This window comes from Serratia sp. N21D137, assembly GCF_047530005.1.
GTDB classification, from domain to species: Bacteria; Pseudomonadota; Gammaproteobacteria; order Enterobacterales; family Enterobacteriaceae; genus Chania; species Chania fonticola_B.
In genome coordinates, this window is the sequence record NZ_JBLJAJ010000029.1 from 67,780 (window position 1) to 80,365 (window position 12,586).

At 54.9% G+C, this 12,586-nt stretch carries 10 protein-coding genes and 1 pseudogene; 9 read left to right on the top strand and 2 right to left on the bottom strand.

Annotated elements, in window-relative coordinates:
- The first annotated feature begins 298 nt into the window (after positions 1-298).
- The 4 genes from ACMV5H_RS20045 to ACMV5H_RS20060 all read left to right on the top strand — a co-directional run bounded on the left by ACMV5H_RS20045 (position 299) and on the right by ACMV5H_RS20060 (position 5,519).
- Entirely contained in the window at positions 299-1,960 is a 1,662-nt protein-coding gene (locus ACMV5H_RS20045; RefSeq protein WP_414822341.1) for a DUF4091 domain-containing protein, read from the top strand.
- A 126-nt stretch (positions 1,961-2,086) separates the two neighbouring features.
- Positions 2,087-3,787, top strand: coding sequence for a lysophospholipid acyltransferase family protein (locus tag ACMV5H_RS20050; RefSeq protein ID WP_414822342.1), 1,701 nt, complete (start codon positions 2,087-2,089; stop codon positions 3,785-3,787).
- 166 nt (positions 3,788-3,953) lie between these two features.
- A complete protein-coding gene (locus tag ACMV5H_RS20055) occupies positions 3,954-4,736 on the top strand; it encodes an N-formylglutamate amidohydrolase (RefSeq protein WP_059200878.1) in 783 nt (260 codons plus the stop codon).
- 72 nt (positions 4,737-4,808) lie between these two features.
- Positions 4,809-5,519, top strand: coding sequence for a flagellar brake protein (locus ACMV5H_RS20060; protein ID WP_021806468.1), 711 nt, complete (start codon positions 4,809-4,811; stop codon positions 5,517-5,519).
- A 37-nt stretch (positions 5,520-5,556) separates the two neighbouring features.
- On the opposite strand, the gene ACMV5H_RS20065 is transcribed toward ACMV5H_RS20060, so the two are convergent.
- Positions 5,557-6,396: a PfkB family carbohydrate kinase gene (locus ACMV5H_RS20065; RefSeq protein ID WP_021806467.1), complete on the bottom strand. Its 840-nt coding sequence runs from the start codon at positions 6,394-6,396 to the stop codon at positions 5,557-5,559.
- A 373-nt stretch (positions 6,397-6,769) separates the two neighbouring features.
- Between ACMV5H_RS20065 and ACMV5H_RS20070 the strand changes: the two genes are divergently transcribed.
- From ACMV5H_RS20070 to ACMV5H_RS20090, 5 genes are all read left to right on the top strand, one after another.
- Entirely contained in the window at positions 6,770-8,638 is a 1,869-nt protein-coding gene (locus tag ACMV5H_RS20070; RefSeq protein WP_021806466.1) for a beta-glucoside-specific PTS transporter subunit IIABC, read from the top strand.
- Positions 8,635-10,050: a glycoside hydrolase family 1 protein gene (locus ACMV5H_RS20075; protein ID WP_094981274.1), complete on the top strand. Its 1,416-nt coding sequence runs from the start codon at positions 8,635-8,637 to the stop codon at positions 10,048-10,050. The genes ACMV5H_RS20070 and ACMV5H_RS20075 overlap by 4 nt, the downstream gene beginning before the upstream one ends.
- 12 nt (positions 10,051-10,062) lie before the next feature.
- Positions 10,063-10,902: a BglG family transcription antiterminator LicT gene (gene licT / locus ACMV5H_RS20080; protein ID WP_037376086.1), complete on the top strand. Its 840-nt coding sequence runs from the start codon at positions 10,063-10,065 to the stop codon at positions 10,900-10,902.
- 113 nt (positions 10,903-11,015) lie between these two features.
- The gene (locus tag ACMV5H_RS20085) at positions 11,016-11,585 is read left to right on the top strand and encodes a chromate transporter (protein WP_037375950.1); all 570 of its coding nucleotides are present in this window, start codon (positions 11,016-11,018) and stop codon (positions 11,583-11,585) included.
- Positions 11,582-12,103 (top strand): chromate transporter, encoded by a 522-nt coding sequence (locus ACMV5H_RS20090; protein ID WP_414822343.1) that lies wholly within the window; start codon positions 11,582-11,584, stop codon positions 12,101-12,103. Before ACMV5H_RS20085 ends, ACMV5H_RS20090 begins: the two co-directional genes overlap by 4 nt.
- 83 nt (positions 12,104-12,186) lie before the next feature.
- Here the strand turns inward: ACMV5H_RS20090 and ACMV5H_RS20095 are convergent.
- Positions 12,187-12,459, bottom strand: a pseudogene (locus ACMV5H_RS20095) (cupin domain-containing protein); the annotation flags it as partial.
- Positions 12,460-12,586: the final 127 nt, after the last annotated feature.

The following is a 12,586-nucleotide window of genomic DNA, read 5'->3' on the forward strand; positions in this document are numbered from 1 at the left end:
TGTTGATGAATTGTTAATGTCGAAGGGCGAAAATCCGTTGTCGGGCGGCAGTTATGGCTTGCTGGGGTCATAGTATTAACTGATAACCCTTGCACCATAATGGGGATTAAAAACGTTTTTATTGTGCAGGCCGCGGCATCTTTCATTTTTGTGATGCAAATAAACAAAAAAATTAATTTTTTGCCGGGCGAGAGGGCATTCGCTAGCTTTTTTCGTTGGCCTATATTGCCTGTGGTGAAAAAACGCGCTAGCCTGAAATTAATTCAATCCCACCGTAAAATAATACAGGGCAGCTATTATGCGTCTCACGCTACTATTTACCCATTGCCTGGAGAAGGTATTTCATCGTCAAGCCGCACCGCAGGTAGAACAGCAAAACCAATTCAGCTGCCTGAATAATGAAACCCTCTCATGGCAAGGCGTGTATTGTCTGTACCGCGAGGATAATGAAACCCGCCGGGAATTACGTTATCAACTTGAGGGGCAATTGGCCGATGATATCAGCGTGCGCCATGTGCAGTCGGTGCCCAGCCATTTTCCCTGTTATGCCGAGGCCGATGAGAACTATCTGACGACCGAGCCTGGCCTATTTCCCGACCCGCTGATGCCCATCCAGGATCGGCGTTTTTTTGCCGCCTGCCGTTATTACGCTAGCCTGTGGCTGACCTTTACGCCGCCAGCACAGGGTATTGCCGGTGGCGACTATCCGCTAACGCTGCGGCTGTTTGATCAAGAGACGGGGGAAGAGTTGGCCGCAGCCAGTATGACGCTGCATGTGGTGCCTGCCGCGTTGCCAAAGCAGAGGCTGCTGCATACCGAATGGCTACATACCGACTGTTTGGCGGACTATTACCAGATTGCAGTGTTCAGCCCGCAATACTGGCAGGCGGTGCGTAACTTGGTCCGCAACGCGGTGGCAAATGGCGTGAATATGCTGCTAACGCCGATCTTTACGCCGCCGCTGGATACCGCCATCGGTGGCGAACGCACCACCGTGCAGTTGGTTGGGGTGAAACGCACCGTTGCAGGTTACCAATTTGATTTTGAACGATTGGCGCAGTGGGTAGCGATGGCGCAGGAGGAGGGGATCGAACACTTCGAAATTGCCCACCTGTTTACCCAATGGGGCGCAGCGCATGCGCCAAAAATTATGGTTGAGGTCGCGGGGGAAATGCAGCCGCTGTTTGGTTGGCATACCGATGCCCACGGCAGCGAATATCAGCAGTTTCTGCAGGCATTGATGCCAGCGTTAACCGGCTGGTTCCGGGCACGGGCTCTGCAACGGCAGGTGTGGTTCCACATCTCGGATGAACCTAAACTGGAAAATATCGCCGCCTACCAACGTGCCAGCGATTCGCTGCAGCCGTTGCTAGAGGGGTTCTGTACCTTCGATGCACTCTCCGACTTTGACTTCTATCAGCGTGGGTTGGTAGAAACTCCGGTAGTCGCCACCGATCATATCGAGCCATTCCTCGAGCATCAAATCCCGCAGCTGTGGGCCTATTACTGCTGCGTGCAAAGAACCGAGGTAGCCAACCGCTTCTTTGCCCAGCCTTCGGCCCGCAACCGCATTCTGGGTATCCAGCTTTACCTCTATAACATCAGCGGTTTCCTCCACTGGGGCTACAACTTCTATAACAGCAGCCATTCCCGGGAGAAACTGAATCCCTATGCGGTTACCGACAGCGGCAACGCCTTCCCCTCTGGCGATCCTTTTGTGGTTTACCCTGGGCCGAATTTCATGCCGATAGAGTCGCTGCGTTTGCGGGTATTCCATCAGGGGTTGCAGGATCTGCGGGCCTTGCAGTTGTTGGAGAGCCTGACCGATCGCGCCACGGTGGAGCAGTTGATCGATCAAGAGCTGGGGATGCGCATCACCTTCAAACGTTACCCTCATCAAGCCTCTGTGCTACTGCGGCTGCGGGAACAGGTCAACGCTCGTATAGAGGCCGCTCTGTAAACCAGAGAATAGAGGGGCGAGCATTCTCGCCCCTGACGCCTTATTTCATCTTTCCGTCATCAAACGGTCATGTTCAGGTCATGACGCTGGCTTAAGTTTGCAGCGACTAGGCCAGGAGATGACCCGATGTTTACTTTGGATAGCCTGCTGCAAGATGTCTTCCCACAGCATTCTCCCCCTGCCTGGCAGCGTAGCCTGCTAAGAACCTTACTGCGTGAAAAAGAATTCAGTCAGTTTGCCGCCGACTATCCTCACCTGAAAGGGTTGGATCTGATCGAGCAGGTGGTGGACTACTTTAATTTGAGCTGCGAACTGGTGGATGGGGATCTGGAAAACATCCCCAGCCAAGGCCCGGTGGTGTTGGTTGCCAACCATCCCATTGGTTCGCTGGATGGCTTGGTGCTGTTGCGGACGGTGGCGGCGGTACGGCCAGACGTCAAGGTAGTGGCCAACCAGTTGCTGAGCTGTATCGAACCTTTACGTCATCTGTTTGTACCGGTTGATAACCTGGGCAACCGTACCAACCGCCAGCAAATCTCAGCCATGCAGGCCCAATTGGATAATCAGGGCGTGCTGATCTTGTTTCCAGCGGGGGAAGTGTCCCGTATGAGTCCCAATGGAATACGCGATGGTCACTGGCATACCGGATTTCTGCGGCTGGCCGCCAAGGCGCGGGCGCCGATCGTACCGATCCATATCAGCGCCAGAAACAGCGGCCTGTTCTATTTGACCTCGCTGATTTATCGCCCGTTATCCACCTTGTTATTGGTGCGAGAGATGTTCAAACAGCGGGGCGGACGGATCAAAATCCGCATCGGCGGGCGCATTCCGTTTGCCCATTGGCATGATGGCCATACTCAAGCACGCGATCTCGCCGAGCGTTTCCGTCGCCATGTCTATCGGTTGGGTCAAGGAAAGCCAGGGCTGTTTACCAGCGAATCGGCCATCGCCTTGGCGGAAGATCGCCTCGAGCTGAAAAAAGCGTTGGCGGCCTGCGAGCGACTGGGTGTTACGCCGGATGGCAAAACCATTTTCCTTTATCGCCGTCAGGGGGAGGCCAGAACACCGATCCTGCGGGAGCTTGGCCGCCTGCGTGAGATCGCTTTCCGTGCCGTGGGGGAAGGCTCGGGGCGGCGGCGCGATTTGGACAGCTATGACGACGACTATTATCACCTGGTGCTATGGGATGAGGAGGAACTGGAGATTGTCGGTGCCTACCGCTTTATCCCCACGGCACCGCAGTTGGCCAGCAAAGGACTGGAAGGCATCTACAGCAACAGCCTGTTCCATTACGATCGCGATATGACACCGATCCTTGAACAGGGGATTGAGTTGGGCCGCAGCTTTATTCAACCCGCCTATTGGGGGAAGCGCGGTCTGGATTACCTGTGGCTCGGTATTGGTGCCTATCTCGCCAAATATCCGCAGTATCGCTATCTGTTCGGCCCGGTATCCATTTCAGGAGGCATGCCGGTTGCCGCCCGCGATTTGTTAATTGCCTTCTATCGCCTCTATTTCGCTCCAGACCATGCCATGGCCCAGTCACGGCAGCCTTATCCGGCCTCTTTACCACAGATATTGGCCCAGTTTGCCGGTGATGATTATCAGCAAGACTTGCTGCTGCTGAAAAGCCTGTTGAGCAACCTCGGCTGTTCGATCCCGACTTTATACAAGCAATACACCGAGCTGTGTGAGCCCGGTGGCGTGCAGTTTATCGACTTCGGTACCGATCCGGCGTTTAACCACTGTATCGATGGTTTAGTGTTGGTCGATCTGACGCGGCTGAAGCCTGCCCGCTATCAGCGCTATATTGCCGCTCATCTTTAGATCGGCTAACAACGTGAGGGAGGGCGCGCCCATTCATAAAATCAATGGGTCATGACACCGGCTCCGCTTTGACCGAAAGTGCGGCCGCGCCAAATTCTCCCATGGGAAATTGGTAGCCGGTGAGAGGATCGCCTAGAATTAGCGCTTTCTTACGCCGGAGTGCCCTATGTATCACCCCTATACCCCAACCTTGTTGTCTGCCGATGAGCCTGCTGCCGTGAGCGTTGAGCTGCCACAGGCGACTTCTCCTTTCTTACTGCTGTGCGATCACGCGGGGCAGGCCATCCCAAAACGTTTGGGCGATCTTGGTCTGGCCAGCGGCGATATCGATCGGCATATCGGCTGGGATATCGGTGCGCTGGCGGTTTCCCGTCTGCTGGCTCAGCAGTTGGATGCGACACTGATCCATCAGCACTACTCACGTTTGGTGATCGACTGTAACCGTATGCCGGGGATTGCCAGTTCGATCCCACCGTTATCGGAAGTTACGCCAATTCCTGGCAACCAAGGGATCAGCGCGGCCGAAGCGGGCGCCCGCGAACAGGAAATTTTTCAGCCTTACCACCAGGCCATCAATCACACGCTGGCCGCTCGCCGCGCCAATAACCAACCCAGCGCGGTGATCGCTATGCACAGCTTTACGCCGGTGTTTAAAGGCGATGCGCGGCCGTGGCAGGTTGGGCTGCTGTTTAACCGCCATCCACAATTTGCCCTGCTGTTGGCGGAGTTGCTGCGTGAAGAAGGGGATTTACAGGTTGGTATCAACGAGCCTTATGCGATGACTGATGCGACCGACTACACGCTGCCGGTACATGCGGAACGCCATGAATTACCCTATGTTGGCATCGAGATCCGCCAAGATCTCATCGGGGATAGTGCAGGCCAGGCAGCATGGGCGGCTCGTTTTGGCCGACTATTGCCATTATTATGGCAACGCTGGGAAATTTGACTTTAGTATTGATGGCGGTGATGATTGCGTAAGGAAAGCGTTAGCGTCGATGGACAATGCTGGGAGTGACGGGTGGAACATATTGATAACGGACGGTTTATCAAGCAGGAGCGTTTTGAAGTTCTGGCAATCTTGCGCGACATCTATAAGCAAAGAACACCGCTGCGTGTCGTTAATCAACAACACGAATTCATTGGCCAATTATTAAGCGTTGGCGCTGATAACATCGTCTTTGATTGTGATGCTCCAGAGCAGCTCTCCGGTGGGAAATTCAGCATTGTGATTGAAAACCACGATGCAAAAATCGAATTCTCCGTTGACCAGGCGCAACTGACCGAGCATAACGCCATGCCGGTTTACGAGGCGTGTCTGCCGAAACAACTGGTTTATATCCAGCGCCGCCGCCAGTTACGTATCACCACGCCTTATTGGCGTGAATTCTTCTGTAACGGTGAACACAGCGATGGCACCCCTTACCAACTGCGTATCCACGATCTTTCGCCGGGTGGCGTTGGTTTGCGTATTGATGGCGCGGTACCCGACTATATGCAGCCGGGGCTGGTGTTCAATAAGGCTCAGTTGGATTTGGGAGATTACGGCAAGTTCAAGGTGAATATGGAACTGATTGCCGTGAATCAAGATCACGATATTGATGAAGACCAAACGCAGCATTTCATGCGCCTGTCCTGCCGTTTTCTCAAGATGGGAATGCTGACCGAACGCAAAATTCAAAGCGCGGTGTTTGCTTTTGAATTGGATTTCAACAAGAAGAAAAAGCGTTGAGTGGCCATGGCGCAGGGGCTACCTGCGCCGTCTGCCGTTATTTCAACGCCCGCAGGTGGCCGATCTCCTGCCAACCGTGACGCGCCGCATCTTCCAATACCGCACACACCTCATGGATCGCCGTCGGCACTGCCTTGCTGAAAGGTTCCCCCTGCAGCAAATGAGCAATTAACAGCGCGGTGAACATGTCACCCGTGCCCTTTACCGGCGAATCGATTTTGGCATGGGTGAAGCTTTGCGCCTCGTCTGCTGTGACCAGCAACAGGCCAACTTCTTGATCGCCGTTTGCCACGCCAGGTGCACTGGTAACCAGCACCCACTGCGTATTACCTTTGAGTAGCGCCCGCGCAGCCTGTTCGGTTTGCTCACGCGTGCTCAGCGCCATGCCGCACAGCTGCTCCAGTTCGAATCCGTTTGGCGTCAGGCCATGGGCCAGATTGAGGTATGGCGAGCGATAGCTTTCAACCAGACGTTTATCGACGTAAACCCCTTCGCCATAGTCTCCCATCACCGGATCGATATAGATCTTGATACCTGGATTGAGGGCAATCACCCGTGGCAGCCAGTCGGCCAGAATCTGGCACTGCGCCACGTCACCCAGGTAACCGATAATGATGGCCCGCGCGCGGCACACGACTTGACGGGCGATCAGATCTTCCAGAAAACCGCTGAACCATTCGCTGGAGATCGCTCCCCCGTGCGGCGCGCCGTAATAGGGCGGGCAACCAAACAACACGCTCGGTACCTGCAACACCTCCAGGTTCTTCTTCAACAACGTGCGGTAGGCAATGCCATTCCCCACGCTACCGTAGACCACCTGCGACTGAATGGTGATCACATCAATGGGTGGTGGCCGCAGTTTAGAGCCTTGTTGCATGTAGACTTCCTTGGTTCATTGTTATTCAAGCGCAACGGTCGGCAGAGGTAACTCGCCGAGGTAGGGAAGTTTAACCTATTGAAGGGCATGGCTACAGTATGTCGCGGGAGAGTTTGATGATTTTTCGTTGGATCGCTTGCGAGTTTTCCTGCGGCTAATCGTGATGCGAATCACAAAGCTTGCCGTTGCCGGTTGCCTGGCGATCGCGTCCGCGGTATTACTTGCGCCGTAGCCTAATAAGCTACTCAATCATTTTTATGATGGCGTGTTACTGCGCAAGCAGGCAAGACCAAAATAGAAATGCACTTCTTCTGCCGAAGGGGAGCATTTTCATTTTGGTCTTTTTTTTTGCTTTTTTTGCCGGGGAAAACCTATGGATTATAACAAGTTGGGCTTGGACATATTGGCACTGGTCGGGGGGAAGGGTAACGTCAGTAAGCTGACGCATTGCGCCACCCGCCTGCGGATGGAGTTTAACGACGACAGTCGGGTAGATGCGAAGGCGATTGAAGCTTTGCCCGGCGTGATCAGCGTAGTCGAGCGCGGTGGACAGTTCCAGATTGTGGTGGGCAACAACGTGCAGCAGACTTTCCGCGCGTTGCAAAAAGTGATTGGCCAACCGTTGGGCAAACCTGACGGACAGCCGAAAAACAAGGCCAAGGGCGGTGTCTTTACGCAGATTATCAGCGTGATTTCGACCACCTTTACGCCAGTGATCCCGGCTATTACCGGCGCGGGGATGATCAAGGCGCTGCTGGCGATCCTCAAGTTAACTGGGGCGATCAGCGCGGCCAGCCCAACTTACCATCTGCTGGATACCATCGCCGATGCCGCCTTCTTTTTCCTGCCGGTGCTGCTGGCCTACGGCGCCTCAATCAAGTTTGAGTGTAATCCTATTCTGGCCATGACCATCGCGGGAGCCTTGCTGCACCCCAATCTTGCCCAGATGCTGGCTGCCGGTTCGCCAATCGATTTTATTGGCATCCCGGTGCGGTTGGCCGATTATGCCGGTTCAGTGCTGCCGATCATCTTCACGGTGTGGCTGATGTCCTATATCGAGCGCTTTGCCGAAAAAGTCTCGCCGACCATGATTAAATTCTTCACCAAACCGATGATCATCCTGCTGGTGACCACGCCGCTAGCCTTGGTGGCGGTGGGGCCGTTCGGTATTTTCCTCAACGATCTGGTAGCCAGCGGCGCGGCGATCATCGATGGCAAGGCCAGTTGGCTGATCCCGATGTTAATGGGCGGGCTGCAACCGTTCCTGGTGATCACCGGCACGGCGTGGGCAATGACGCCTATTGCTACCGGCCAGTTGAGTAAAAACGGCTTTGAGATGATTAATGGCCCCGGTATGTTGGCTTCCAACATCGCCCAGGGCGCGGCAACCTTGTGCGTAGCGTTCCGCACCAAGAATAAAAATTTGCGCCAGTTGGCCTCATCCGCCGGTTTCACCGCGCTGTTGGGGATCACCGAGCCTTCACTGTACGGCGTCACGCTGAAACTGCGTAAACCGCTGATCGCGGCCATGATTGGCGGTGGCTGTGCCGGTGTCTACGCGGGTGTCAGCGGTTTGGTGCGCTATGCCTTTGTTTCGCCGGGATTGGCGGCATTGCCGGCCTTTATCGGCGAAAACCCGATGAATATCGTGCACGCCCTCATCACCTGCGTCATCGCTATCGTCGTGACCTTTGCCTTGACCTGGATCCTGGGCTTTGAAGATCCGGTTGATGAAGAAGAGTCAACGGTGACAGACAGCGCACCGTCTGTTGATGACGCGTTGCTACACAGCCCGTTGGCAGGCCAACTGGTGGCATTGGAACAGGTGAATGACGACGTATTCTCACAAGGGTTACTTGGCAAGGGTGTGGCGATTGTGCCTGAACAAGGTGTGTTGCGCGCGCCCGTGGACGGGGAAATCGTGACCTTCCTGCCTTCGAAGCATGCCGTAGGCATTAAGGCCGATAACGGTATGGAAGTGCTGATGCATATCGGCATCGATACCGTCAATCTCAACGGTGAGCATTTCAGCTCTCAACTGCAGGTGGGCGATCGGGTGAAAACCGGTGATGAGCTGGTACGCTTTGATATTGCTGCGATTACCGCGCTGGGTTACGACATCATCACCCCGGTGCTGGTGGTCAACAGTGAGCAGTATCCGCACCTGAGCTGTCGGCAGCCTGGCCCGGTGAACTTTGGTGAGCAAATTGTCGCGCTGAATATTCAGGAGCAAAAAGTATGATTTACCAACAGCTGAACGATTTTCCACCAGGCTTCCTGTGGGGGGCCTCAACCTCGGCTTATCAGGTTGAGGGGGCATGGGACGAGGACGGCAAAAGTCCTTCCATTGTTGATATGCTCGATCATCCCGCCGAGACGGCAGATTTTAAGGTGGCCAGCGACCATTACCACCGTTTTCGTGAGGACGTTAAGCTGTTCGCCGAATTAGGGCTGAAGGCGTACCGTTTCTCCGTAGCCTGGACGCGCATTTTGCCCAACGGCACGGGTGAGGTGAATCAGCCTGGCCTGGCGTTTTATCGTGACCTGATCGATGACCTGCTCAAGCACGGCATTGAACCGGTGGTCACACTCTACCATTTCGATCTGCCCTATGTACTGGAACAACAGGGCGGTTGGAGCAATCGGCAGACCATCGATGCCTTTGTCGAGTATGCGGACGTGCTGTTCACTGCCTTTGGCGATAAGGTCAAATATTGGCTGACCATCAACGAGCAGAACACCATGATCCTGCACCCTGGAGCCATCGGTGTGCCGAAGGGCGGCGAGTTGCCTTCCAAGGTAGTGCTTTATCAACAGAGCCACCATATGCTGGTGGCGCAGGCGCGGGTCATGGCTTTGTGCCATCAGCGTTGCCCCAAGGGGAAAATCGGCCCGGCGATCAATACCACTTCCATGTATCAGGAAACCTGCCACCCGTTGGATGCCATCGCCGCCCACAACTGGGAAACGCTGCGCTGCTGGAGCTTTCTGGATGTCGCGGTACATGGCCGATACAATGCGTTGGCCTGGCGATATTTGCAGGATCGTGGCCTTGCCCCTGTGATTGAAGACGGAGATGCGGAGCTACTGCTGCAAGGGCGGCCGGATTATGTGGCGATTAACTACTATTCCACTGCCACTATCGCAGCCAGCCGTGGTGATGCCTCGGATATTACGGCTCGCGCGGGGGATCAGCAAATCATGCTGGGTGAACCGGGCGTATATCGGGCAGCGGAAAACCCGTATGTCGACAAAACGCCCTATGGTTGGGTGATCGACCCCGTGGGCCTGCGGCTGACGCTGCGCAAGGTTTATGAACGTTATCATCTGCCGATTTTAATTACTGAAAATGGCATCGGCGCGCCGGACCAGCTATTGTCTGGGGATATCATCAATGATGATTACCGCATCGATTTTATGCGTGCGCATATCGAACAGATGCAATTGGCGATTAACGATGGTGTCGATCTGCTGGGTTACTGCCCGTGGGCGGCGATCGATCTGGTCAGCACGCATCAGGGCTACGCCAAGCGCTACGGTTTTATCTATGTCAACCGTGGTGAACAGGATCTGCGCGATCTGCGGCGTATCAAGAAGCACAGTTTCGCCTGGTATCAGCGCCTGATTGCCTCGAACGGCCAACAACGTGGATAACACAGTTTAATGATGAAAGTCATCAAGGTGCTCAATAACAGCCTGGTGCTGTCCACCGACAGCGATAACCGCGAAGTTATCGTGATGGGCAAGGGCATCGGGTTTAACAGCAAAGTGGGAGATGTGCTGGCTGCGGCCAGCATAGAAAAAGTCTATGTGGTGCAGAATGGTCAAACCGGCCACGACCATCTGCGCCTGATAGAAGCCACGCCGGAGCAGCATATTGAACTGGTGCAGATGATCCTCAGGCTGGCCAACAGCCAGCTTGGCGGCCGGGTCAACGAACAGATCTTTTTCACCCTGGTGGACCATCTCAGTTTTGCGATTGAGCGCTGCCGTAAAGGCATCGTCATACAGAACCGGCTGTTGCATGAGGTAAAACGCTTTTATCCGCAGGAGTTTGCCGTAGCATTACAGGCGCTGGCGCAGATCAACGAGCGCTTGGATATCCTGTTGCCGGAGGCAGAGGCGGGGAATATTGCCTTTCATCTGGTCAATGGCCAGACCGACGTACAGAGTATGGAGCACACGCTGCTGGCGGTGAAGATGCTGAAGGATATCTTCAACATCATCAAATACCATTTCCGCATCGATATCGCCACAGACTCGCTCAATTACTCGCGTTTCCTGCTGCATATGCAGTTTTTCATTCAACGCATGATCGATAACAAACAGGTGAAGTCGAAAGACGATTTCCTGTTCTCGCAGGCGACGAAAGAGTACCCAGATGCCTATCGTTGTGCACTGGTGATCCGTGACTATGTGAAAAATCTGCTGGAAATGGAGATGTCCAACGACGAGCTGCTGTACTTGGTCATCCACCTGACGCGGATTGTCGATCGGGACGATTAAGCTTGTTCTACGGCGCCTACACCGTAGCGATAATGGCTCTGAAATGCATTAGACATCATGGCTTGGCCGCGTGCATTATGCCAGATAACAACTGAGATAATGTGGGAAACGCCATGTCAGATCCTAATGTGCTACAGGGCCAGGAGATCGCCGAGCCGCCGAGCAATACTCAACTGTTTACCGGCTTTCTGATGCTGGGCCTGATCGGCTTTGGCGGGGTGCTGCCGCTGGCGCGCAGTATGTTGGTGGAACAACGCCGCTGGTTAACCGCTGAACAGTTCACCGAACTGCTGGGACTGTGCCAGTTCCTGCCGGGTGGCAACGTCATAAACTTGTCGGTGGCGGTGGGGATGGAGTTTCGCGGATTGCGTGGTGCGCTATCGGCCTTGCTCGGGCTGATCTGCGCCCCAACGGCAATTGTGGTTGGTCTAGGCGTGATTTATGCCCGCTACCAAGACGATGCTCATGTGCAGCACGTGTTTGCCGGTTTAGCCGCAGCGGCGGCGGGCTTACTGCTCTCTACCGCATTGAAAATGCTGCTGCCACTGTGGGGAAAATGGTTGCCGTTAGCGATTGTCGCCATTGCTTTGGTGGCGATTGCCTGGCTACGTTTGCCATTGCTGCCCACCATGCTGGTGCTGGCACCGCTAAGTATTCTGCTGGCGTGGAGGAAACCTTCATGATGGCGGTGTTAATCTCGCTGGCGATCATTTTTACCGAGCTTTCGCTGATGGCGTTTGGCGGCGGCTTTAGCATCCTGCCGGAAATGCAGCGCCAGGTGGTGGAGGTGTATCAATGGATGAGCGCACAGGAATTTAGCGCGCTGTTCGCCATGGCACAGGCGGCACCGGGGCCAAATATGATGATCGTGCCGCTGATTGGTTGGCACGTCGCGGGTTGGGCCGGGCTGCTGGTTTCCTCCGTAGCCAAGTTTGGGCCGTCGTCCATTGTCACCATCCTGGTGATGGGCGCATGGCGGCGTTTTAAAGATAAACCCTGGCGGCGTATCGTGCAGGTTGGGCTGGTGCCGGTCACTGTCGGATTGGTTGCCGCGAGCGGTGTGCTGATTGCCCAGGCTTCAGCGACCAACTGGCGATTGGCGATATTAATTGTGTTAGCGACGCTGCTGAGTATGAATAAACGTATTCATCCATTATGGATCCTGGCGGGCGGTGCGGTTCTGGGATTAGTGATTGGGTGACGCCTTAACTTTCTAAAAGGGGCCGCATGCTGCGTCCTTGCTCATTAATCTCAAGCCACCCGTTTTGGCAGGTGGCTTTTTTATCATGGCAGTTGACGGTAATCCTCGTCGGATACCGGTTCCAACCACTCATTGGAGGAACCCTCGGCCGGGACCGCCACGGCAATATGCGCAAACCAGCTATCCTGGGCTGCACCGTGCCAGTGTTTGGCGCCTGCCGGGATATTGACCACGTCCCCGGCGGTAAGTTGGCGAGCCGGTTCATTCCACTCCTGATACCAGCCGCGCCCCCCGGTCACCAGTAGGATCTGGCCGCCCTGATGGTGGATATGCCAGTTATTCCGACAGCCTGGTTCAGGCCCCATTCCCACTCGAAACGCAACAAAGTGACCCACTGGCCAGACCCGGATAAAATCACCGCTCTGGCCCTACTGGAGAGCCTGTTGCATGCAGGGAAAACATCTGACTCAGAAAGAGCGGTTC